Genomic DNA, 22,304 nt, shown 5'->3' with positions numbered 1-22,304 from the left:
CTGCCGGGGGCAGGGCCACCGGCGGTCCGGCCGGACCGGCCGGCCGGTCGTGCGCGGCGCGCGCCGCGCGTGTGCCGGGGCGGCGTCACCCGTGCGCCGGAGTCAGATCACATTCAGGGCGGAGACCCCGCCCACCCCGCCGAGGAGCATGAAGACCGGCATCAGCACCTTCATCTCCACCCAGCTCCCCGCCCGGAACCGCATCGCCTTCGGCGGGCCCAGCGCGTACCAGCGCTGGCGCCCCACCGGTATCGGCCACAGGATCGGGCAGCCGGAGATGGTCAGCGCGTCCCCGATGTCATGGACCAGGGCACCCAGCACGATCGGCAGGCCCAGCCACAGATACTCCTGGCCGGGGGCGGTGAAGAGCCAGTCCGCGCCGTTGCCCGGCTGGTCCAGCACGCCCGCCAGAATCCAGGCGCTGGTCGCGCCCAGCAGCCACACCAGGACATCGCTGGAGACCCGCGCGGCCCGCCAGAGCAGCCCCTCCACGGCGAGCACCAGATGGACGAAGAGGATCGCCAGCACGCCCCAGCGCCCCCCGGTGACCGCGATCGCCGAGGCACCGGCGCCGATCAGGACGGCCCAGAGCCAGGTGTGGGTGAGGGTGCGGTGCCCGCCGGTCCTGCGCTTGTCGCCCGGTTTCCTCGTCGCCTGGTAGACCGCGAAGGAGAGCTTGTCGACGACCTCGCACAGCACGCGGGAGACGGGTCCGAAGGCCCGGGAGATCGTGGCGGCCTTGTGGTCGAGATCGGGGGCGAGGGCCGCGCCGGCGCAGACCAGCGCGCCGACGACGAGAACCGGCCAGGGCATGGGGTGCCCCGCCGCGGCGGTCGCCGCGCCCACGCCCAGCCAGGCCGCCGCCCCGGAGAGTGAGTGCGCCGGTCCCATCATCTGCTTTTCCCCGCCCCGTCGGTGCGCCGTCCACCGGCACACATCGCTCGTGGGCCCGAGCCCCGTTGACTGGCCAGCGTATCGTTCGTGATCTTCGGCCCGGCGCCCGGTTCCCTGATCCGGGGGGCGGGCAGGCAAGATGGGGGGTGTGACCCTCATTGATCAGCTGCCGACCCAAGCCGACCCCGATGCCCTCTTCGAGGCCTTCTCCTCCTGGGCCGAGGACCGGGGCATCTCGCTCTATCCGGCTCAGGAGGAGGCGCTGATCGAGGTGGTCTCGGGGGCGAACGTGATTCTCTCCACCCCCACCGGATCGGGAAAGAGCCTGGTCGCGGCGGGTGCGCACTTCGCCGCGCTCGCCAACGACCAGGTGACCTTCTACACCGCGCCGATCAAGGCGCTGGTGTCGGAGAAGTTCTTCGACCTCTGCAAGCTCTTCGGCACCGAGAACGTCGGCATGCTGACGGGGGACGCCTCCGTCAACGCGGACGCGCCGGTGATCTGCTGCACGGCTGAGGTGCTGGCCTCCATCGCGCTGCGGGACGGCAAGGACGCCGACATCGGCCAGGTGGTGATGGACGAGTTCCACTTCTACGCCGAGCCCGACCGGGGCTGGGCCTGGCAGATCCCGATCCTGGAGCTGCCGCAGGCCCAGTTCGTCCTGATGTCGGCGACCCTCGGCGACGTCTCCCGCTTCGAGGAGGATCTGACCCGGCGCACCGGCCGCCCCACCGCCGTGGTGCGCTCGGCGACGCGCCCGGTCCCGCTGTCGTACGAGTACCGGCGCACACCGATCACCGAGACGCTCACCGAGCTTCTGGAGACCCGGCAGGCGCCCGTCTACATCGTGCACTTCACCCAGGCGGCGGCCGTGGAGCGGGCCCAGTCGCTGATGAGCATCAACATGTGCTCGCGGGAGGAGAAGGACCGGATCGCCGAGATGATCGGCAGTTTCCGGTTCACCACGAAGTTCGGCCGCAACCTCTCCCGCTATGTGCGGCACGGCATCGGTGTGCACCACGCCGGCATGCTGCCGAAGTACCGGCGGCTGGTGGAGAAGCTCGCGCAGGCGGGGCTGCTCAAGGTGATCTGCGGTACGGACACCCTGGGCGTCGGGGTGAATGTCCCGATCCGTACGGTGCTCTTCACCGCGCTCACCAAGTACGACGGCACCCGGGTGCGCACGCTCCGGGCCCGGGAGTTCCACCAGATCGCGGGCCGGGCCGGCCGGGCCGGGTTCGACACGGCGGGGCTGGTCGCCGCGCAGGCGCCCGAGCACGTCATCGAGAACGAGAAGGCGCTCGCCAAGGCGGGCGACGACCCCAAGAAGCGCCGGAAGGTCGTCCGCAAGAAGGCGCCCGAGGGCTTTGTCGCCTGGTCGGACACCACCTTCGACAAGCTGATCGACTCCGATCCCGAGCCGCTGACCTCGCGCTTCAGGGTCACGCACACCATGCTGCTCTCGGTGATCGCCCGGCCGGGGAACGCCTTCGACGCGATGCGCAGGCTGCTGGAGGACAACCACGAGCCGCGCCGTAACCAGCTCCGGCACATCCGCCGGGCCATCGCGATCTACCGCTCGCTGCTGGCGGGCGGGGTCGTGGAGCGGCTGGAGGAGCCCGACGCGCAGGGCAGGATCGTCCGGCTCACCGTCGACCTCCAGCAGGACTTCGCCCTCAACCAGCCGCTGTCGACCTTCGCCCTGGCCGCCTTCGAGCTGCTGGACCCCGAGTCGCCGTCGTACGCGCTGGACATGGTCTCGGTCGTGGAGTCCACGCTCGACGACCCGCGCCAGATCCTCGCCGCCCAGCAGAACAAGGCGCGCGGCGAGGCCGTGGCGCTGATGAAGGCCGACGGGGTGGAGTACGAGGAGCGCATGGAGCGGCTCCAGGAGGTCACGTACCCGAAGCCGCTGGAGGAGCTGCTCTGGCACGCGTACAACCTCTACCGCACCAGCCATCCGTGGGTCGGCGACCACCCCGTGTCGCCGAAGTCCGTCATCCGCGACATGTACGAGCGGGCGCTGTCGTTCACCGAGTTCACCTCGTTCTACGAGCTGGCCCGGACCGAGGGCATCGTGCTGCGCTATCTGGCGGGCGCGTACAAGGCCCTGGAGCACACCATCCCGGACGATCTGAAGTCGGAGGACCTCCAGGACCTGATCGCCTGGCTGGGCGAGATGGTGCGCCAGGTCGACTCCAGTCTGCTGGACGAGTGGGAGCAGCTCGCCAATCCCGAGGTGGAGACCGCGGAGCAGGCCCAGGAGCGGGCCGACCAGGTCAAGCCGGTCACGGCCAATGCCCGCGCCTTCCGGGTGCTGGTCCGGAACGCCATGTTCCGGCGGGTGGAGCTGGCGGCCCTCGACCGGGTGGGCGACCTGGGCGAGCTGGACGCGGAGTCCGGCTGGGACGCCGGCGCGTGGGGCGAGGCGATGGACGCGTACTGGGACGAGTACGAGGAGCTGGGCACCGGACCCGACGCGCGCGGGCCCCGGCTGCTGCTGATCGAGGAGGACGAGCCGCACGGTCTCTGGCGCGTTCGGCAGATCTTCGCGGACCCGAACGGCGATCATGACTGGGGCATCAGCGCGGAGGTCGATCTCGCGGCCTCCGACGAGGAGGGCCTGGCGGTCGTCCGAGTTACCTCCGTCGGCCAGCTCTGATCCGGACGCACCCTCAGGAGAACCGCCATGACGAACCCCGCCGAGCACCTGGTGGATCTGCTCGATCTGGAACGGATCGAGGTCAATATCTTCCGCGGCCGCAGCCCTCAGGAGTCCCTCCAGCGGGTCTTCGGCGGACAGGTCGCGGGCCAGGCGCTGGTCGCGGCGGGGCGCACCACCGACGGCGACCGCCCCGTCAACTCCCTGCACGCCTACTTCCTGCGGCCGGGCCGGCCGGGGGTGCCGATCGTCTACCAGGTGGAGCGGGTGCGGGACGGCCGGTCCTTCACCACCCGCCGGGTCACCGCCGTGCAGGAGGGCAGGACGATCTTCAATCTGACGGCCTCCTTCCACCGGCCGGAGGAGGGCGGTATCGAGCACCAGCTGCCGCCCCGGCTGGACTTCCCCGCCCCGGAGACGCTGCCGGGTCTCGCCGAGGAGATCCGGGAGCACCTCGGCGCGCTGCCGGAGACCCTGGAGCGGATGGCCCGCCGGCTGCCCTTCGACATCCGCTACACGGAGCGGCTGCGCTGGACCCCGGAGGAGATCAGGGAGAAGGAGTCGGACCCGCGCAGCGCGGTGTGGATGCGCGCGGTGGGCCCGCTGGGCGACGATCCGCTGGTGCACACCTGCGCGCTGACCTACGCCAGCGACATGACCCTGCTCGACGCGGTGCGCATCCCGGTGGAGCCGCTGTGGGGGCGGCGGGGCTACGACCTGGCCTCGCTGGACCACGCGATGTGGTTCCACCGCCCGTTCCGGGCCGATGAGTGGTTCCTGTACGACCAGGAGTCCCCGATCTCGACCGGCGGCCGGGGCCTGGCGCGGGGCCGGATCTACGACCGGGACGGCGCGCTGCTGGTGTCGGTGGTGCAGGAGGGGCTGTTCCGTCCGCTTCCCGGCTGACCGCGCCCGTTTCTCCGCCGCTTCCGCTGTTTACCCCTGCCCCCGCGATGGAAGAGTTCCCGGATGACGACTTTGTATGACATTCCCCTGCGCACGCTCGCCGACGAGCCGACCACGCTCGCGGCGTTCCGCGGCAAGGCGGTCCTGGTGGTGAATGTGGCGTCCCAGTGCGGTCTGACCCCGCAGTACGCCGGTCTGGAGCGGCTCCAGCAGCAGTACGGCGAGCGCGGCCTCACCGTGGTCGGCGTCCCGTGCAACCAGTTCGCGGGCCAGGAGCCGGGCACCGCTGAGGAGATCGGCACCTTCTGCTCGGCGAACTACGGCGTGACCTTCCCCCTGCTGGCCAAGACCGAGGTGAACGGCGAGGGCCGGCACCCGCTCTACACGGAGCTGACGAGGACCCCGGACGCGGAGGGTGTCTCCGGCGATGTGCAGTGGAATTTCGAGAAGTTCCTGATCGGCGCGGACGGCGCGGTGGTGGCCCGTATCCGCCCGGGCACCGAGCCGGAGTCCCCCGAGGTCCTCGCGGCGATCGAGGCCCTGCTCTAGGGAGTTTCTTTCGGATCGGGCCGGATCGGTGAGCGGGGTCCGGTGCCGTGGATCGCGAGGCGGAGGAGGGAGCCCACGCGGAGCGCCGGCGACCGACGACAACGCGGCGAGGCGCGGCACCGGGGCTCGCGAGCCCGGCACGATCCGAAAGAGACGACCTAGGCGCGTCTGGCCTTGCGGCGGGCGCGGGCCGCCGGGTTGCCCGTGCGGGTGGAGCGGCGCTTCTCCCACTGGGCGCGGGCCGTCTCGTACTCCGTGCGGTGCAGCTTCTCGCCCGGCGCCTCGGCGAGGGCGCGCAGGGAGTGGGCCAGCAGGACGCCGATGAAGCCGACGGCCTTGATGCTGCGCAGTTGGTCCGGGCCCGTGGGTCCCGACGGGCGGCGGGTGAAGCCCTCCCAGGTTTTGATGAAGGCCATCGCGCCGCAGGCCGCGAAGACGACGATGACCAGCGCGTTGACGAAGCCGCTGACCTGGGCGATCACCAGGCCCTCGAAGCCGAGGCGCAGCACCAGGAAGCCGGCCGCCGCCGCGAGGAGCCCGCCGGCGGCGACGCCTGCCCGGCGCAGCCCGTACCCCCCGTCGTGGTCGACCCACGTCGTGCCGAAGAATCGGATGGGCTCGGGCCGCGGGCCCTCGCCGCCGCCGTCGCTGTTCTGGGTGGTGCTTCTCTGCTCGCTCACGGAGTCGATTATCCCCGGGAGCGGCGCGGGCGCTCAGGAGCAGCGGATGGTCACATAGCCGTCGCTGCCGGTGCGGACGTAGGCGTCGGAGACGAACTCGCCGTTGGCGATGCAGTCCCAGATGTTGGTGGTGCCGAGCGGGCCGTCGATCCGCTCCCCCGGCTTCTGGCAGTTGATCGGCACCCGCGCGCCGAGGGGCAGGACCCGGACGAGGCGGTAGTTGGTGCCCGGGCCGCTGCGGACGTTCACCCGGTAGCCCTCGGCGACCGGGTAGCGCTTGGCGACGGGCGGTGCGGACTGGGCCGACGCGGCCTCTTCGGTGGCGTTGTCGATCATTTCCGGACGTACTTCTTCAAGTGCCATCTAAATCTCCCCCGTTGCTGTATGTGCAGATACGCACGGTGTCACGGAGGAAGGCTAACAAGCCACCCTGGGAACGGACGAAGCATCGACTAAGCTCCGTGAGTCACGGGTGCGCACTGAAAAGACGGGGGTCGCGGATGCCGCCGCTGCGCAGCGCTGGACAGTCGCCGGAAGCGGAACATCCGGAATATGCCGGGCAGTACCACCTGGAGTCCTGTCTGGGAACAGGTGGCATGGGGGTGGTACATCTGGCCACCTCCGACTCGGGACTGCGGCTCGCGGTCAAGGTCATTCATGCCGAGCACGCATCTGATCCCGAGTTCAGAGCGCGGTTCCGGCAGGAGGTCGCCGCCGCGCGGCGGGTCAGCGGGGCGTTCACCGCCTCGGTCGTCGACGCCGACCCGGAGGCCGGACGGCCCTGGATGGCGACCCTGTTCATCGACGGGCCGACGCTCTCCGAGCGGGTGAAGCGGAAGCCGCTGGAGGAGGCGGAGCTGCGGCGGCTGGGCGCCGGGCTCGCGGAGGCGCTGCGGGACATCCACCGGGCCGGGGTCGTCCACCGCGATCTCAAGCCGAGCAATGTGCTGCTCGCGTCCGACGGGCCGAAGGTCATCGACTTCGGGATCTCCCGCCCCACGGACAGCGATCTGCGCACCGAGACGGGGAAGCTGATCGGGACACCGCCGTTCATGGCGCCCGAGCAGTTCCAGCGGCCGCGGGAGGTCGGGCCCTCGGCGGATGTCTTCGCCCTGGGCTCGGTGCTGGTGCACGCGGCGACCGGGCGGGGGCCGTTCGACTCGGACAGCCCGTACATAGTGGCGTACCAGGTCGTGCACGACGAGCCCGATCTGACCGGGGTGCCGGCCGATCTCGTACCGCTGCTGCTCCGCTGTCTCGCGAAGGAGCCGCGGGAGCGGCCGACGCCGCACGAGGTGATGGTCGCGCTGCGGGGGGCGACACCGTCGGCGTCGTACGACACCGAGGCGTACATCCCCGTGCCGAGGACGCCCGACCCCCGTGAGTACGCTCCCGGCGCGGTGGAGGCGGGCGGGCCCCGGGCCGGCCGGGGGACGGGACGGCGTCTGCGGTGGGGGGCGCTGGCCGCAGCGGGGGGTCTGCTGGCGGTGGCCGGGGTGCTGGCCCTGCGGTCCGGCGGGGAGGAGTCGCGGTCCCCGTCGCCGAAGCCGACGGCGCCTTCGGCCGCACGGACCTTCACCGGGTGGAGCGTGACGCTCGACGCGGGCGACGGGGAGAACCGGACCCCGGTCTGCACGGCGGGCCCCGGGCTCACCGGTCTGTACTGCGCCGCCCCCGGGGTCAAGGCGGCCCGGCTCGACCCGATCACCGGGAAGACGCGCTGGTCGCTGAGGGCCGGGGGCGGCGGCGCCGCGCAGGCCGACGGTGGGATGGCGCCGCTGTTCGCCGGCGGGCTGCTGCATGTGGTCGCGCCGGGCGGGGATCTGCTGGAGGCGCTCGACCCCGGGACCGGGAAGGTGCGCTGGAGCGCGGGGATCGCCGCGTACTCGACCGTGCGGCACATCGGGGATGTGGTGCTGCTGGTGGGCGGCAAGGGGGCGGTGCGGGCGGTGGACGCGGCGACCGGGAAGCGGTTGTGGGAGCGGCGGCACGGCGGGGTCGGTACGCAGTGGGTGACCGCGCCGGGTGCCGGTGGGCCCGCACTGGGGGCGACACCGGCGGCGGACGGCCGGACGACGCTGTTCACCGCGGTCGATCCGGCGACCGGGGAGAGGCTGTGGGAGCGGCGGCTCGACGGGGATCTGCGGCCGGTGCAGCTGGCCGGGGGCTCGCTGTATCTGCTGTCCGTGAACCAGGACGGCCTCACGGACGCGGTGGTGCGGCTGGGGACGGGGTCCGGGGCGGGGAAGGTGCGGAAGGTGCTGGTGGATGTGCCGCTGGACCAGGCGCAGGCGTCCGTCACCGGGGAGGTCGTGCATCTGAGCGGGTCGGGGGGCTCGCTGCTGGCGATCGACTTCGCGGCGGGGGAGCAGAAGTGGCGGCGGGAGATGCTGGTGACGCATCTGTCGCGGCCGGCGGCGGACGGGCGCGCGGTGTATGTGACGGCGGGGGACGGGCGGGTGCTGGCGGTGGAGGCGGGGAGCGGGAAGCAGGTGGGGCAGACGGAGCCGCGGATGGATGACGGGCGGTACACGTTCGCTTCGATGCTGGGGGCGCCGGTGGTGGGGGCGGGGAAGGTGTATGGGACGGCGCCGGATGGGGCGGTGTTCGGGGTGCGGGCGAGGGAGTTCGGGGGGGCTGGGGGGTGAGGGTGGGGGTGGGGGCTGCGGGGAGGTGCCGCCCGCAGGACCCGGGCCAGGACGGGCCTCGCGGCACGGGCGCCCGAGCATTCCCAGCCCGTCTGGGGGGACCTCCCAGAGGCAGCTCTGGGGGAGTTTGAGGACGGACCCCGGTCCACAGGGCCCCGCATCCCGCGGGCCACGGTCGGGGGCCAGCCCCCGAACCCCCGCTCCTCAAACGCCGGAGGGGCTGAGATTGCCGCTCCTCGGAACACCGGCGGGGCCGAGGGTGGCAGCTCACACGCCGGAGGGGCTGAGTGGGCGCGGCGCAATTGCCCGGAGGGGCTGAGATTGCCGCTCCTCGGAACACCGGCGGGGCCGAGGGTGGCGGCTCACACGCCGGCGGGGCTGGGGGTGCCCAGGTCGCCGGTGGGGCTGAAATGGCGCGCCTCGAACTCCTCCCAGAGCCGGCTCTGGGAGGTACCCCCAGCGAGGCCGGCTCTTGTGCCTCGGCTCGCTGGAGGGGCTGGAATGGGTGTTGCTCGTACGCGCCGGGGAGGGTGGGTGGCGTGCCTTGTTGGCCGGCGAGGGGGAGCGCAGGTCAGGGCTTGGGCTCCGGGCCGCTGCTGAGGGCGGTCGCAGCGGCGGGCCGGGGCTCGGGAGGGTGGGTCAGGCGAGTTTGGTGATGTCGCGGACGGCTCCGCGGTCCGCGCTCGTGGCCATCGCGGCGTACGCGCGGAGCGCCGCCGACACCTTGCGTTCGCGGTTCTTCGGGGCGTACACACCCTCGAGGGCCTCGCGGCGCGCGGTGAGTTCCTCGTCCGGGACCAGGAGGTCGATCGTGCGGTTGGGGATGTCGATGCGGATGCGGTCCCCGTCCTCGACCAGCGCGATCGTGCCGCCCGACGCCGCCTCCGGGGAGGCGTGGCCGATGGAGAGGCCGGAGGTGCCGCCGGAGAAGCGGCCGTCCGTGACCAGGGCGCAGGTCTTGCCCAGGCCCCGGCCCTTCAGGAAGGAGGTGGGGTAGAGCATCTCCTGCATACCGGGGCCGCCCCGCGGGCCCTCGTAGCGGATGACCACCACATCACCCTCCTTGATCTTCTTGCCGAGGATCTTGTCCACGGCCTCCTCCTGGGACTCGCAGACCACCGCGGGCCCCTCGAAGGTCCAGATCGACTCGTCGACGCCGGCCGTCTTCACCACACACCCGTCGACCGCGAGGTTCCCCTTGAGCACGGCGAGACCGCCGTCCTCGCTGTACGCGTGGGCCGCGTCCCGGATGCAGCCGCCGGCCGCGTCCGTGTCCAGCGATTCCCACCGCTCCGACTGGGAGAACGCCTCCGCCGAGCGCTTGCACCCGGGGGCCGCGTGCCACATTTCGACCGCCTCGGGGGACGGGGAGCCGCCCCGGACGTCCCACTCCTCCAGCCAGTCCTTGATCGACGGGGAGTGGACGGTGTGCACGTCCTCGTCGAGCAGCCCGGCGCGGTACAGCTCGCCCAGGATCGCCGGGATGCCGCCCGCGCGGTGGATGTCCTCCATGTAGTACGTCCCGCCGGGGGCGACGTTCGGCGCGACCTTCGCCAGACACGGCACCCGGCGCGACACCGCGTTGATGTCGTCCAGGCCGTACTCCAGCTCGGCCTCCTGCGCGGCGGCCAGCAGATGCAGGATCGTGTTGGTGGAGCCGCCCATCGCGATGTCCAGCGCCATGGCGTTCTCGAAGGCCGCGCGGGTGGCGATGTTGCGGGGCAGGACCCGGTCGTCGTCCTGCTCGTAGTACCGCTTGGTGATCTCCACGACGGTGCGCCCCGCGTTCTCGTACAGCGCGCGGCGGGCGGTGTGGGTGGCGAGGATCGAGCCGTTGCCGGGGAGGGAGAGGCCCATGGCCTCGGTGAGGCAGTTCATCGAGTTGGCGGTGAACATGCCGGAGCAGGAGCCGCAGGTCGGGCAGGCGTTCTCCTCGATGCGCAGCACATCGGCGTCCGAGACGCTGTCATCGGCGGCGTCGACGATCGCGTTGATCAGGTCGAGCTTGCGGACGGTGCCGTCGACCAGCGTCGCCTGGCCGGCCTCCATCGGGCCGCCGGAGACGAAGACCGTGGGGATGTTGAGGCGCAGGGCCGCGTTGAGCATCCCGGGGGTGATCTTGTCGCAGTTGGAGATGCAGATCAGGGCGTCGGCGCAGTGCGCCTCGACCATGTACTCCACGCTGTCAGCGATCAGGTCGCGGGAGGGGAGGGAGTAGAGCATTCCGCCGTGGCCCATGGCGATGCCGTCGTCCACCGCGATGGTGTTGAACTCGCGGGGGATCGCCCCGGCCGCCTTGATGGCCTCGCTCACGATCCGGCCGACGGGCTGGAGGTGGGTGTGGCCGGGCACGAACTCGGTGAAGGAGTTGGCGACGGCGATGATCGGCTTCCCGATGTCCGCGCTCGCTACGCCCGACGCGCGCATAAGGGCACGGGCGCCCGCCATGTTGCGTCCGTGGGTGACTGTGCGGGACCGCAGCTCGGGCATCGTCGCTCGCTCCTCGGTGGTAAGTGAGTTTTCGCCGGTTACGAGCGTACGCCGATGGACCAAGATCCGGACAGAGTGTCCGGCATGCGGGACGGTCGGCTCACTCCTCGGTCAGATAGCGCTGGAGCGTCGGGGCCACCATGGCCACGATGGCCTCGGGGTCGGCCGAGGCCAGCGGCTCCACCCGGATCACATAGCGCAGCACCACGATCCCGATCATGTGCGAGGCGCCCAGTTCGGCGCGGAACTTCGGATCGGGCACATCCAGCTCCTCCGCGATCCGCTCCAGCAGCCGCCGCAGCACGAATTCCCGCAGCACCCCGGCCGCCGCGTCGTGGGTGAGCGCCGAGCGGACGATCGCGAGCAGCGGCGCGCGGGTGGCGGGGTTCTCCCAGACGCCGATGAAGAAGCGGGCGAGCCGTTCGCCGATGCCGTCCGTGCCCCGGCCGAGGATCGCGGGGAGGACCACCGCCGGTTCGAAGGTGACCTCGATCGCGGCGGCGAAGACCTCGTCCTTGGTGCCGAAGTAGTGGTGGACGAGGGCGGCGTCCACCCCGGCGGCCCGTGCGACACCGCGCATGGTGGTCTTGTCGTAACCGCGCTCGGCGAACTCCGTGCGGGCCGCCTCCAGGATGCGCTGCCGGGCGCCGGGGCCCGGGGGCTCCGCGCCGCGGGCGGGCCGGCCTCGGCGGCGGGGGGTGGTCGCGCCGCCGCCCGTCATGAACGGCGCGCTCCGTCCCGTACCCCCCGGGGGTCGCCGGGGTGCCGGGGATGCCGGGGGTCGCGCGCTTCCGCCGGGGAGGAGTGGGAGGGCTGGGAGGGCTGGGAGGGCTGGGAGGAGAGGTGCAGCCGGGCGAAGGCGAGGGCCTCGGCGAGGTCGGCCTCGCGCTCGGCCGCGGACATGGCCCGCCGGGTGTTCACCTCGATCACCACATGGCCGTCGAAGCCGGTACGGGTCAGCCGCTCCAGCAGCTCGGCGCAGGGCTGGTCGCCCCGGCCGGGCACCAGGTGCTCGTCCTTCGCCGAGCCCTTGCCGTCGGCGAGGTGGACATGGCCGAGGCGGTCGCCCATCCGGTCGACCATCGCCATGGTGTCCGAGCGGGAGGTCGCGGTGTGCGAGAGATCGATGGTGAAGTGGCGGTAGTCGTCCTTGGTGACATCCCACTCCGGGGCGTACGCGAGCATCTCGCGGTCCCGGTACCGCCACGGGTACATGTTCTCGACCGCGAACCGCACATCCGTCTCGTCCGCCATCCGCCAGATCCCGGTGACGAAGTCACGGGCGTACTGCCGCTGCCAGCGGAAGGGCGGATGGACGACGACGGTCGACGCGCCCAGCTTCTCGGCGGCGGCCCGCGCCCGCTGGAGCTTCACCCAGGGGTCGGTGGACCAGACCCGCTGGGTGATCAGCAGACAGGGCGCGTGGACCGCGAGCACCGGGACCCCGTGGTAGTCGGAGAGCCGGCGCAGGGCCTCGATGTCCTGGCTGACCGGGTCCGTCCAGACCATGACCTCCACACCGTCGTACCCCAGGCGCGCGGCGGTCTCGAAGGCGGTCGCCGTCGACTCCGGGTAGACCGAGGCCGTCGACAGGACAACCTTCACGTCGGGGGTGCGCGCTGCTGGATCTGCCACGGGAAACAGGGTACGGGGCCCGGGGCCTAGGCAGCGGGGAGGTGGTCCAGGCGGCGGAGGATCACGCCCTCGCGCAGGGCCCAGGGGCAGATCTCCAGTTCCTGGGCGCCGAAGAGGTCCATGGCGCCCTCCGCGACCAGGGCGCCGGCCAGCAGCTGGCGGGCGCGGCCGAGGGAGACGCCGGGGAGGGCGGCGCGCTCCTCGACGGTCATGGCGGCGAGTTTGGGGACCCAGTCCTGGAGTGATTTACGGCTCAGTTCGCGCTGGACGTACAGACCGTCCGCGTCACGGGCGGCGCCGGCGATACGGGCCAGCTGCTTGAAGGTCTTGGAGGTGGCGACGATGTGGTCCGGGCGTCCGAAGCGGCTGAACTCGCCGACCGTGCGGGCGATCTCGGTACGGATGTGACGGCGCAGGGCCCGCACGTCCTCGGCGGTGGGCGGGTCGCCCGGGAGGGAGGCGGCGGTGAGGCGGCCGGCGCCCAGGGGGAGGGAGACGGCGGCGTCGGGCTCCTCGTCTATCCCGTAGGCGATCTCCAGGGAGCCGCCGCCGATATCGATGACCAGGAGCTTCCCGGCGGACCAGCCGAACCAGCGGCGGGCGGCGAGGAAGGTGAGGCGGGCCTCGTCCGCGCCGGTGAGGACCTGGAGGTCGACCTCGGTCTCGGCGCGGACGCGGGCGAGGACGAGATCGGCGTTGGTGGCATCCCGGACGGCGGAGGTGGCGAAGCTGAGGACCTGCTCACAGCCCTGGTCCTCGGCGGCCCGCACCGCCCGGTGGATGGTTTCGACGAGCCGGTCGACTCCCGCCGGGCCGATGGCGCCGTCGGGGGCGAGCAATTCGGCCAGGCGCAGCTCCGCCTTGTGCGAGTGGGCGGGGAGGGGGCGTGCGCCGGGGTGCGCGTCCACCACCAGCAGGTGCACCGTGTTCGAACCGACGTCGAGGACTCCGAGTCTCATGCACCGAACGCTACTGCGAGAGCGGACATACCCTTGCCCTGTGCCAAAGACGAAAAAGGCGAAGCAGGGCAAAGCCGGGCCCCCGAAGACGATCCAGGGCGACGAGAAGGGGCTGGACTTCCCCCGGGCGTGGGTGGAGTTCCCCGACCCGGCCGACGACGAACAGGTATTCCGCTGCGATCTGACCTGGCTGACCTCCCGGTGGAGCTGCATCTTCGGCAGCGGCTGCCAGGGGATCGCGGCGGGGCGCGCGGACGACGGGTGCTGCACGCTGGGCGCCCACTTCTCCGACGAGGAGGACGAGGAGCGGGTCGCGGAGCATGTGGAACGGCTCACTCCGGACCTCTGGGAGTTCCACGGGGTGGGGACGGACTCGGGATGGGTGGAGGAGGACGAGGACGGTGAGCGCCAGACGCGCCGCTGGAAGGGGTCGTGCATCTTCCAGAACCGGCCCGGGTTCGCCGGGGGCGCGGGGTGCTCGCTGCACATCCTCGCGCTGCGGGAGGGGCGGGAGCCGCTGGAGACCAAGCCGGATGTGTGCTGGCAGCTGCCGGTGCGGCGGACGTACGACTGGGTGGAGCGGCCGGACGACACGAAGGTGCTGAAGGTGTCGATCGGGGAGTACGACAGGAGGGGGTGGGGGCCCGGGGGGCATGATCTGCACTGGTGGTGCACTTCGGCGACGTCGGCGCATGGGGCGGGGGACGCGGTGTATGTGACGTATCGGCCGGAGCTGATCGAGATGATGGGCAAGGAGGCGTACGAGGTGCTGGCCTCTCTGTGCGAGGCGCGCCTCGCGACGCAGCTTCCGCTGGTGGCTCCGCATCCGGCGGACGGTTAGTTCTTGGCGGCGGGCTGGGGGGGGCTCGCGGACCGGGGGCCGCAGGGTGCGGGGTCCTGTGGTGCGGGGTCCGTCCTCAAACGCCGGACGGGCTGGATTTGCCTGACCGGCTGGGGATGCTCGGGGCGCCCGGGGTGCGGGGTCCGTCCTCAAACGCCGGACGGGCTGGATTTGCCTGACCGGCTGGGGATGCTCGGGGTGGGCTGAGGTTGCTCGGGGTGGGGTCAGGGGGTGGGGGAAGGTGGGGGTGGGGAAGTGGGTGGGGGTGGTGGGGAAGGAGACACGGACAGGGAGGGCGAAGGAGGCAGCGGCGAGGACGGGGCCGGGGAGAGCGACGTGGCGGGTGCGGAAGGGGGCGGGGCGCCCTCGCCCCGCAGGGGGATCACCTCGCCCGCCGGATTCACCCCCACACGCGCCCTCCACTCCCCCACCGGCTCCCCCTCCCCGACCCCCACCCGCACCGTCACCTCCTCCCCCGGCCGCAGCACCCCCGAGGTCCTGCTCAGCCGCACCCACGAGGCGTCCGTCCACACCGTCCACCGCACCGGCGCGCCGCCCGAGGCCCTGAGGGTGATCCGGGCCGTCTCGCCGGTGGTCTCCGACGCGACCGTGAGCCTGCCCGGGCGGACCGGCGGCGCGGACGGGGCCGTACCGGCGACTCTCCCCGGGCCGGACGGGGAGCGGGGGTCCGCCGTGAAACGGGGGCCCGGTTCTCCGTCCGGGCTGCCCGCGTTCTGGTAGCGGTCGTACTCCTCCCCCGGCACCCGGTCGCTCTCCGTGGCGCTCACCGGGGTCCCGTCGTGCCGCCCCTCCCCCGCCGGCGGGGCGCCCCGGTAGGCCGCCCACAGCGCCAGGACCGGCGCGGCCACCACCGTGGCGACGACGGTGGTGGTCACCGCGCGGGCCCGCAGCCGGTCGCGCCGGGCGGCGTGGTCCTTGGGGTCGAGCGGGAAGCCGGTCGGGCCGAAGCGGGGGGAGCCGGCCCGCCCCCGGGGGCCGTGGCGCGGCGAGAGACAGCCCGCGCTCCGGGGCGCGGGGACCAGCGGCAGGGTGTCGGGGGTGACCTGGGACCCCGGCCAGGGCCCGTCCGCCCCGGCCCGCTCGGCCGCGCGGCGGCAGCGGGGACAGTCGTCGACATGCCGGACCAGCTCGGTGCGCAGGGCCGTGGAGAGCAGGACCCGGTGGTCCCCGGCGAGCCGGGCGACGGTGGGACAGCCCCCGGTCTCCACCACCGCGAGCGCCGCCCGGGTGCGCTCCACCTCGCAGGCCGCGGCGGCGAGCAGCTCCCGGGCGGAGAGCGGGTCGAGGCCGAGCACGGCGGCGACCTCCCGGGGGGCCAGGCCGTGGCGCACCGCGAGTTCGAGGGCGTCGCGCTGTTCGGGGGAGGTGCCGGCCGCCTCGGGCCAGGCGAGGAGCGCCAGCTCGGCGCGGCGGAGCTCGGCGGTCGCCTCGGGGACGCGCGGCCGTTCCTCGGAGACCGCGGGCCGGCCGGTGTGCGCGCCCCGGCGGGCCCGGCGCTGTTCGGCCAGCCGCCGCAGACAGGCCCAGCGGGCCAGCGCGTACAGCCAGGCCTTGCGCTCGGCCTCGGGTGCGGGGCCGCGCCCGTGGTGGCGGTCCGCGACGGCGAGCACCTCGCCGAGGAGGGCGGTCGCGGCGTCGTGGTCGCAGAGCACGGAGAGGCAGTAGGTGAACAGCCCGTTGAGATACGGCTCGTAGCGGGCCGGCGACCGCTGCGGCGCGGGTCGTGGAGCACGCCGGCCCGAGCGGGGTGCGCCGTCGGTCTGTGTGGGTGGTTCCAGCCTGCTGCTCATCACGCCGAGACCGTAGGCGCAGGGCGGCACCCGGTTCGCACCTCTTGAGCGGTTTTACTTCTTACGGGTGAACAGTTCGCTCGATGGGGTACAGGTGGCGGCGTTTCCTTCCCGGATGACGCGTGTCACCTCTCCTCGCCGTGCGGGTGCACGGGGGTGCGGGGCGGGCGGGGGCCGCGCTGTCAGTGGGCACCGCTACGGTTTCCGCATGGCTGCCCGTACGAAGACCGCAAAGGACCGTCCGTCCTACCGCTGCACCGAGTGCGGATGGACCACGGCCAAGTGGCTCGGCCGCTGCCCCGAGTGCCAGGCCTGGGGGACGGTCGAGGAGTACGGCGCGCCCGCCGTGCGGACCACCGCGGCCGGCCGGGTCTCCACCGCAGCCCTCCCCATCGGCCAGGTCGACGGCCGGCAGGCGACCGCCCGCTCCACGGGCGTCGCGGAGCTGGACCGGGTGCTGGGCGGCGGTCTGGTGCCCGGCGCGGTGGTGCTGCTGGCGGGCGAGCCCGGCGTGGGCAAGTCCACCCTGCTGCTCGATGTCGCCGCGAAGGCCGCGAGCGATGTCCACCGCACCCTCTATGTCACCGGCGAGGAGTCGGCGAGTCAGGTCCGGCTGCGCGCCGACCGGATCGGCGCCCTGCACGACCACCTCTATCTCGCCGCCGAGACCGATCTCTCCGCCGTGCTGGGCCATCTGGACGCGGTCAAGCCCTCCCTGCTCATCATGGACTCGGTGCAGACCGTGGCCTCCCCGGAGATCGACGGGGCGCCCGGCGGCATGGCGCAGGTCCGGGAGGTCGCGGGCGCGCTGATCCGCGCCTCCAAGGAGCGCGGTATGTCCACGCTGCTGGTGGGCCATGTCACCAAGGACGGCGCGATCGCCGGGCCGCGGCTGCTGGAGCACCTCGTCGATGTGGTGCTGCACTTCGAGGGGGACCGCCATGCCCGGCTGCGGCTGGTCCGGGGCATCAAGAACCGTTACGGGGCGACCGACGAGGTCGGCTGTTTCGAGCTGACCGACGAGGGGATCAACGGCCTCACCGACCCCTCGGGCCTCTTCCTCACCCGCAGGGACGCGCCGGTGCCCGGCACCTGTCTGACGGTGACACTGGAGGGCAAGCGCCCTCTGGTGGCCGAGGTGCAGGCGCTCACCGTCGATTCGCAGATCCCCTCCCCCCGGCGCACCACCTCGGGTCTGGAGACCTCCCGGGTCTCGATGATGCTCGCCGTGCTGGAGCAGCGCGGCCGGATCACCGCCCTCGGCAAGCGCGACATCTACAGTGCGACGGTCGGCGGGGTGAAGCTCTCCGAGCCGGCGGCGGATCTCGCCATCGCGCTGGCGCTGGCGTCGGCCGCCACCGATTCCCCGCTGCCGAAGAACCTGGTGGCCATCGGCGAGGTCGGCCTCGCGGGCGAGGTCCGGCGGGTCACCGGCGTACAGCGCCGGCTGGCCGAGGCCCATCGGCTCGGCTTCACCCACGCCCTGGTCCCGGCCGACCCCGGCAGGGTCCCGGCGGGGATGACGGTGACGGAAGTGGCCGATGTGGGTGAGGCTCTCGGAGTGCTTCCGCGCGGCCGGAAGCGGGGGCAGGATGAGGGCTCCGGGGGTGCCTCGGGCGGGGCTCCGCGCAGAGAGCGGGCGGAGGCCCCACGGGGCGGCGACACTCGCCGGTAGACTTTGCCCTGGTCTCGCCCATCCGTACGAGCCGGAGGAGTGCAGTGGCAGCCAACGACCGGGCATCAGCACCCGGAAAGTCCGGCGCGGGCTCCGGCAACGAAGCACTGATCCGCGCCGCCCTGAGCGCGGTCGCTCCCGGCACCGCGCTCCGCGACGGCCTGGAGCGCATCCTGCGGGGCAACACCGGAGGGTTGATCGTCCTGGGCATGGACAAGACCGTCGAGTCGATGTGTACGGGGGGCTTCGTCCTGGACGTGGAGTTCGCCGCCACCCGGCTGCGCGAGCTGTGCAAGCTGGACGGCGCCCTGATCCTCGACAAGGACGCCACCAGAATCCACCGGGCGGGGGTGCAGCTGGTGCCGGACGCCTCGATCCCCACGGACGAGACCGGCACCCGGCACCGCACGGCCGACCGGGTCTCCCGCCAGTGCGGCTTCCCGGTGATCTCCGTCTCCCAGTCGATGCGTCTGATCGCGCTGTACGTGGACGGGGAGCGCCGGGTCCTGGAGGAGTCGGCCGCGATCCTCTCCCGGGCCAATCAGGCGCTGGCGACCCTGGAGCGGTACAAGCTCCGCCTCGACGAGGTGGCGGGGACGCTCTCCGCGCTGGAGATCGAGGACCTGGTCACGGTCCGGGATGTCACCGCCGTCGCCCAGCGGCTGGAGATGGTCCGCCGGATCGCCACCGAGATCGCCGAGTACGTCGTCGAGTTGGGCACGGACGGCCGGCTGCTCTCGCTCCAGCTCGACGAGCTGATCGCGGGAGTGGAGCCCGAGCGGGAGCTGGTGGTGCGCGACTATGTGCCCGAGCCGACCGCCAAGCGCTCCCGCACGGTCGGTGAGGCGCTCTCCGAACTGGACGCCCTCACCCACACCGAGCTGCTGGAACTGCCCATAGTGGCGCGGGCGCTGGGGTACAGCGGCTCTCCCGAGACCCTGGATTCGGCTGTCTCGCCCCGCGGTTACCGGCTGCTGGCGAAGGTGCCGAGGCTCCCCGGAGCCATCATCGAGCGGCTGGTGGAGCACTTCGGGGGGTTGCAGAAGCTGCTCGCGGCGAGCGTGGACGACCTCCAGACCGTGGACGGCGTCGGCGAGGCCCGAGCGAGGAGTGTCCGGGAGGGGCTGTCCCGTCTCGCCGAGTCCTCCATTCTCGAACGGTACGTGTAGCGGGCCCGGGCCCTTTCCGTTCCCCGCGACAGCGCGCACGACGGGCACGACGCGCACGACGGGCACGACGGGCGGAGGCCGCCACGGATCTTCCGTGGCGGCCTCCGCGCTGTGCCGGGGCGGGGGTGGCTCGTCAGTCCTTCGCTCGTCAGTCCTTCTTGAGGACGAAGGAGCGCTGGCTCATCGGCTCGCCCGGGAAGCGCAGCTCGACCAGATAGGTGCCGGCGGGGACCGCGCCGGCCGGCGGGGTCGCGCACCGGGGCTCGCTCATCCGGCGGTCCCACTCCACGGTGTGGGTGATCGTGGCCTGGGCGGGGACCCGGAGCAGCAGGCTGCCCCCGGGGCGCGGGCAGTCCTTCGACGACCACACCTCCTCGGCGGCGTTGTCCCGGATGGTGAGGACCGCGCCGGCGGGTCCGAGGTCCGCCTTGCAGTCGGTGGCCGAGGTGTTGCGGGCGTTGAGCCGGAAGGACGGCTTCTGGTCCGGCGCGTAGTCGTTGCGGGTGGTGAGGGTCAACTCCAGTGCGCCGGAGGGGCAGTCGGGCAGGGGGGAGCCGGCCCGGACCCGCTGGCCGGCCGGGCCGCCGGAGCCCGCGCCGCCGCCGGAGCCGCCGGAACCCTCCGTACCGCTGTCGCCGGAGCCGCCGGGACCACCGGAGCCGCCATCCGAATCGCCACCCGGGCCACCGCCCGAACCGGCGTTTGCGCCGCCGCCGGGGCCGGTGGAACCACTGCCCGGGCCGCCGGGGCCGGGGCCGGTGCCGTCACCGGCGCCGGGCGACGTACCGGAGTCCGGGCCACCGGAGTCCTCGCGCCCGCCCGGCTGTTCGCTGATCGCGGGGCCGGAGCGGGAGGGGCCCGGCTCGATCGTCGAAGGGGCCCTGCTGGAGGCGCCGTTGGCGTTGTCGTCGTCGCCCCCGCCCCCGCCTCGGGTGCTGAGCGCCCAGATGCCCAGCAGCAGGAGCAGCGCGGCCAGGGCCAGCGCGATGGCCCTCCGGCGCCAGTAGATGGAGGAGGGGAGCGGCCCGATCGGATTGCGCAGAGATCCCACGTACCAAACTCTACGAGAGAACCCGGCCAACTCCGGTCCCACCCGCCGCCTACGCGCCAAGTTCTGCTGATCATCATCCCGGATGGGCCCCGGTCACCCCCTCCTTTCGTCGGGGGCGGCGGTGGACGATCGCTGCGGGTGACGGTTCGGGTCCGCCGGGTACGGTCAGTGATCATGGACAGCAGCATCACCCGCGGCCTGTACCGCGACATCACCGAACTGGCCGAGTCGTCCCCTTCCTGGGTCCAGCACCTCGCCGGGGTTTGGACCGAGGCCGGGCTTCTGGTCTTCGGCGCGCTCTTCCTCACCGTCTGGTGGCGGGCGCGCGCGCAGAGCGCGTCCGCGATAGCCGTGGCCGTGCTCGCCCCCCTGGCGACCGCGGCCGGATATGTGATCAGCGAATCGCTCAAGACGGTGTTCGACGAGGAGCGCCCGTGCCGGACGGTGACGGACGCGGCGGCGTCCCTGGTGGCCTGCCCGCCCACCGGGGACTGGTCCTTCCCCAGCAATCACGCCTCGATCGCGGGGGCGGCGGCGGTCGCGCTCGCCCTCGCCCGGCCGGTGCTGGTGTGGGCGGCCGTGCCGATGGCGCTGCTGATGGCGTTCTCCCGGGTCTTCGTGGGGGTGCACTATCCGCACGATGTGATCGTCGGCATGGTGCTCGGCGCGGTGGTGGCGGCGGTCCTCATGGTCCTGCTCGCCCGCCCGGCGTCGTCGCTCCTGGCCGCGGTGCGCACGAGCCGGTACGCCCCGGTGGTCTGGTTCGCGGGTCCGGGTCCGGGTGCGTCGGGGCGCGGCTGACCCTCCGGCCGGGCCACCCGAACGGCCCCGGGCGCCCGGGAGCCGGCGCGTACATCCCTCCGCCGCTTAGCCCACCCGTCCGGAGCGTATGCACCACCGGCTCCCCCGGTCGTGCCAGGATCGTCAGTGCCATGACTGACACCACCACAGACCTCGCCCCCGCCGACGCCGCCGCCCTGCACACTCCCGTCATCGCCTGGTTCGACCAGCACGCCCGCGATCTGCCCTGGCGCCGCCCCGAGGCGGGCGCGTGGGGGGTGATGGTCAGCGAGTTCATGCTGCAGCAGACTCCGGTCAGCCGGGTGCTCCCGGTGTACGAGCAGTGGCTGGCCCGCTGGCCCCGGCCCGCCGATCTGGCGGCCGAGGCCAGCGGGGAGGCCGTGCGCGCCTGGGGCCGGCTCGGCTATCCGCGCCGCGCGCTCCGGCTGCACGGGGCCGCGCAGGCGATAACGGAGCGGCACGGCGGCGATGTGCCCAGCGACCACGCCCAGCTCCTCGCGCTGCCCGGGATCGGCGAGTACACCGCGGCGGCCGTCGCCTCCTTCGCGTACGGGCAGCGGCACGCCGTCCTGGACACCAATGTGCGGCGGGTGCTGGCCCGCGCGGCGACCGGTATCCAGTACCCGCCGACGGCGACGACCGCGGCGGAGCGCAAGCTCGCCCGTGCGCTGCTGCCCGAGGACGAGGGGACGGCGTCGCGCTGGGCGGCGGCCTCGATGGAGCTGGGCGCGCTGGTGTGCACGGCCCGGAACGAGGACTGCGCGCGCTGTCCCATCGCGGCGCGGTGCGCCTGGCGGCTGGCCGGGAAGCCCGCCCACGAGGGCCCCGCCCGGCGCGGCCAGACCTACGCGGGCACCGACCGCCAGGTGCGCGGCAAGCTGCTGGCGGTGCTGCGGGAGGCGCACGGCGAGGTGCCGCAGTCGGCGCTCGACGCGGTCTGGCACGAGCCGGTGCAGCGGGCGCGGGCGCTGGACGGGCTGGTGGCGGACGGGCTGGTGGAGCCGCTCGCGGAGGGGATGTACCGGCTGCCGGGGTGAACCGCCCCGGCAGGGCGCCCCCGAACCCCGCCCCGGCGCACCGGCCTGGACGGCCAACCGGGACCACCAGCCCGGTGCCGTCGGCCCGCCCGGGCCGGGCCACCAACCTGTGAGCGCCCGTCCGTACGGCCAAGCCACGCGCCCAGCCGGAGGCACCCGTCCCGGGCCACCGGCCTGTACGGCCGGCCCGGGCACCACCGGACCGTACGATCCGCCCGGACCACCGACCCGTACACCCGGCCCCGGGCCACCGGCCCCGGGGGCACCGGCCCCGGGCCACCGGGACGCACGGCCGGGTCCGTGACCGCCCCGGGCGTACGGCCAACCGTGCCCCAGCCGGAGGCACGGGCACACCCGGCCCCTCGGGGCGAAGCCCCGTATTCCCCACCGAACCGGCCGTGAAACATTCGCTGTTACACAACCGATGGATGGCCGTGCGCCCGCCGACGGCTTCCCCGCACAGCGCCGTGACAACTGCTCCGTAACTTCTGACGTA

18 protein-coding genes are annotated in these 22,304 nt (G+C 73.0%); 9 read left to right on the top strand and 9 right to left on the bottom strand.

Annotated elements, in window-relative coordinates; genetic code table 11:
• Positions 1 to 102 precede the first annotated feature (102 nt).
• Complete coding sequence (locus ABT122_RS20765; protein ID WP_351554075.1) at positions 103 to 894, bottom strand: metal-dependent hydrolase; 792 nt, start codon at positions 892 to 894, stop codon at positions 103 to 105.
• A gap of 148 nt (positions 895 to 1,042) precedes the next feature.
• Here ABT122_RS20765 and ABT122_RS20760 point away from each other — a divergent pair, with 148 nt between their 5' ends.
• The 3 genes from ABT122_RS20760 (at position 1,043) to ABT122_RS20750 (ending at position 5,011) form a co-directional block, all read left to right on the top strand.
• The gene (locus tag ABT122_RS20760) at positions 1,043 to 3,556 is read left to right on the top strand and encodes a DEAD/DEAH box helicase (RefSeq protein WP_351554072.1); all 2,514 of its coding nucleotides are present in this window, start codon (positions 1,043 to 1,045) and stop codon (positions 3,554 to 3,556) included.
• Positions 3,557 to 3,583: 27 nt separating this feature from the next.
• Positions 3,584 to 4,462: an acyl-CoA thioesterase gene (locus ABT122_RS20755; protein ID WP_351554069.1), complete on the top strand. Its 879-nt coding sequence runs from the start codon at positions 3,584 to 3,586 to the stop codon at positions 4,460 to 4,462.
• 63 nt (positions 4,463 to 4,525) lie between these two features.
• Complete coding sequence (locus ABT122_RS20750) at positions 4,526 to 5,011, top strand: glutathione peroxidase (RefSeq protein ID WP_351554066.1); 486 nt, start codon at positions 4,526 to 4,528, stop codon at positions 5,009 to 5,011.
• A 158-nt stretch (positions 5,012 to 5,169) separates the two neighbouring features.
• Here the strand turns inward: ABT122_RS20750 and ABT122_RS20745 are convergent, their stop codons facing one another.
• Both ABT122_RS20745 and ABT122_RS20740 read right to left on the bottom strand, forming a co-directional pair.
• Entirely contained in the window at positions 5,170 to 5,691 is a 522-nt protein-coding gene (locus tag ABT122_RS20745; RefSeq protein ID WP_351554064.1) for a hypothetical protein, read from the bottom strand.
• A gap of 33 nt (positions 5,692 to 5,724) precedes the next feature.
• The gene (locus ABT122_RS20740; protein ID WP_451067891.1) at positions 5,725 to 6,054 is read right to left on the bottom strand and encodes a peptidase; all 330 of its coding nucleotides are present in this window, start codon (positions 6,052 to 6,054) and stop codon (positions 5,725 to 5,727) included.
• Between the two features lie 137 nt (positions 6,055 to 6,191).
• Here ABT122_RS20740 and ABT122_RS20735 point away from each other — a divergent pair, with 137 nt between their 5' ends.
• Positions 6,192 to 8,339 carry a serine/threonine-protein kinase gene (locus ABT122_RS20735; RefSeq protein ID WP_351554062.1) on the top strand — a complete coding sequence of 716 codons (2,148 nt, stop codon included), beginning with the start codon at positions 6,192 to 6,194 and terminating at the stop codon, positions 8,337 to 8,339.
• 639 nt (positions 8,340 to 8,978) lie between these two features.
• Here the strand turns inward: ABT122_RS20735 and ilvD are convergent.
• The 4 genes from ilvD to ABT122_RS20715 form a co-directional block, all read right to left on the bottom strand.
• Positions 8,979 to 10,829 carry a dihydroxy-acid dehydratase gene (gene ilvD / locus ABT122_RS20730; RefSeq protein ID WP_351554060.1) on the bottom strand — a complete coding sequence of 617 codons (1,851 nt, stop codon included), beginning with the start codon at positions 10,827 to 10,829 and terminating at the stop codon, positions 8,979 to 8,981.
• Positions 10,830 to 10,929: 100 nt separating this feature from the next.
• A complete protein-coding gene (locus tag ABT122_RS20725) occupies positions 10,930 to 11,550 on the bottom strand; it encodes a TetR/AcrR family transcriptional regulator (protein WP_351554057.1) in 621 nt (206 codons plus the stop codon).
• The gene (locus ABT122_RS20720) at positions 11,547 to 12,464 is read right to left on the bottom strand and encodes a sugar phosphate isomerase/epimerase family protein (protein WP_351554054.1); all 918 of its coding nucleotides are present in this window, start codon (positions 12,462 to 12,464) and stop codon (positions 11,547 to 11,549) included. The genes ABT122_RS20725 and ABT122_RS20720 overlap by 4 nt, the downstream gene beginning before the upstream one ends.
• 26 nt (positions 12,465 to 12,490) lie before the next feature.
• Entirely contained in the window at positions 12,491 to 13,423 is a 933-nt protein-coding gene (locus tag ABT122_RS20715; protein WP_351554051.1) for a Ppx/GppA family phosphatase, read from the bottom strand.
• Positions 13,424 to 13,463: 40 nt separating this feature from the next.
• Here ABT122_RS20715 and ABT122_RS20710 point away from each other — a divergent pair, with 40 nt between their 5' ends.
• Positions 13,464 to 14,264, top strand: coding sequence for a DUF3109 family protein (locus ABT122_RS20710; RefSeq protein WP_351554048.1), 801 nt, complete (start codon positions 13,464 to 13,466; stop codon positions 14,262 to 14,264).
• Positions 14,265 to 14,488: 224 nt separating this feature from the next.
• On the opposite strand, the gene ABT122_RS20705 is transcribed toward ABT122_RS20710, so the two are convergent.
• The gene (locus ABT122_RS20705; RefSeq protein WP_351554046.1) at positions 14,489 to 16,075 is read right to left on the bottom strand and encodes a BACON domain-containing protein; all 1,587 of its coding nucleotides are present in this window, start codon (positions 16,073 to 16,075) and stop codon (positions 14,489 to 14,491) included.
• A 208-nt stretch (positions 16,076 to 16,283) separates the two neighbouring features.
• Here ABT122_RS20705 and radA point away from each other — a divergent pair, with 208 nt between their 5' ends.
• Positions 16,284 to 17,750: a DNA repair protein RadA gene (gene radA, locus ABT122_RS20700; protein ID WP_351554043.1), complete on the top strand. Its 1,467-nt coding sequence runs from the start codon at positions 16,284 to 16,286 to the stop codon at positions 17,748 to 17,750.
• Positions 17,751 to 17,794: 44 nt separating this feature from the next.
• Positions 17,795 to 18,919, top strand: coding sequence for a DNA integrity scanning diadenylate cyclase DisA (disA, locus tag ABT122_RS20695; RefSeq protein WP_351554040.1), 1,125 nt, complete (start codon positions 17,795 to 17,797; stop codon positions 18,917 to 18,919).
• Between the two features lie 148 nt (positions 18,920 to 19,067).
• On the opposite strand, the gene ABT122_RS20690 is transcribed toward disA, so the two are convergent.
• On the bottom strand, positions 19,068 to 19,970 hold the full coding sequence (locus tag ABT122_RS20690; RefSeq protein ID WP_351554037.1) for a hypothetical protein: 903 nt from the start codon (positions 19,968 to 19,970) through the stop codon (positions 19,068 to 19,070).
• A 174-nt stretch (positions 19,971 to 20,144) separates the two neighbouring features.
• Here ABT122_RS20690 and ABT122_RS20685 point away from each other — a divergent pair, with 174 nt between their 5' ends.
• The gene (locus tag ABT122_RS20685; RefSeq protein ID WP_351554034.1) at positions 20,145 to 20,771 is read left to right on the top strand and encodes a phosphatase PAP2 family protein; all 627 of its coding nucleotides are present in this window, start codon (positions 20,145 to 20,147) and stop codon (positions 20,769 to 20,771) included.
• Between the two features lie 131 nt (positions 20,772 to 20,902).
• Positions 20,903 to 21,808 carry an HhH-GPD family protein gene (locus ABT122_RS20680; protein WP_351554031.1) on the top strand — a complete coding sequence of 302 codons (906 nt, stop codon included), beginning with the start codon at positions 20,903 to 20,905 and terminating at the stop codon, positions 21,806 to 21,808.
• Positions 21,809 to 22,304 lie beyond the last annotated feature (496 nt).

The organism is Streptomyces sp. NPDC001985, assembly GCF_040296845.1.
GTDB lineage: Bacteria > Actinomycetota > Actinomycetes > Streptomycetales > Streptomycetaceae > Streptomyces.
Note: the sequence above shows the minus strand (reverse complement) of the source record. Positions and strands in the feature narration are given on the sequence as shown.

Excerpts from the sequence above, each read along its gene's own strand:
- ABT122_RS20765 (WP_351554075.1), bottom strand. The coding sequence starts at position 894 with ATGATGGGACCGGCGCACTCACTCTCCGGGGCGGCGGCCTGGCTGGGC.
- ABT122_RS20750 (WP_351554066.1), top strand. The coding sequence starts at position 4,526 with ATGACGACTTTGTATGACATTCCCCTGCGCACGCTCGCCGACGAGCCG.
- ilvD (WP_351554060.1), bottom strand. The coding sequence starts at position 10,829 with ATGCCCGAGCTGCGGTCCCGCACAGTCACCCACGGACGCAACATGGCG.
- ABT122_RS20740 (WP_451067891.1), bottom strand. The coding sequence starts at position 6,054 with ATGGCACTTGAAGAAGTACGTCCGGAAATGATCGACAACGCCACCGAA.
- radA (WP_351554043.1), top strand. The coding sequence starts at position 16,284 with ATGGCTGCCCGTACGAAGACCGCAAAGGACCGTCCGTCCTACCGCTGC.
- ABT122_RS20725 (WP_351554057.1), bottom strand. The coding sequence starts at position 11,550 with ATGACGGGCGGCGGCGCGACCACCCCCCGCCGCCGAGGCCGGCCCGCC.
- ABT122_RS20735 (WP_351554062.1), top strand. The coding sequence starts at position 6,192 with ATGCCGCCGCTGCGCAGCGCTGGACAGTCGCCGGAAGCGGAACATCCG.
- ABT122_RS20715 (WP_351554051.1), bottom strand. The coding sequence starts at position 13,423 with ATGAGACTCGGAGTCCTCGACGTCGGTTCGAACACGGTGCACCTGCTG.
- ABT122_RS20755 (WP_351554069.1), top strand. The coding sequence starts at position 3,584 with ATGACGAACCCCGCCGAGCACCTGGTGGATCTGCTCGATCTGGAACGG.
- ABT122_RS20705 (WP_351554046.1), bottom strand. The coding sequence starts at position 16,075 with ATGAGCAGCAGGCTGGAACCACCCACACAGACCGACGGCGCACCCCGC.
- ABT122_RS20680 (WP_351554031.1), top strand. The coding sequence starts at position 20,903 with ATGACTGACACCACCACAGACCTCGCCCCCGCCGACGCCGCCGCCCTG.
- ABT122_RS20685 (WP_351554034.1), top strand. The coding sequence starts at position 20,145 with ATGGACAGCAGCATCACCCGCGGCCTGTACCGCGACATCACCGAACTG.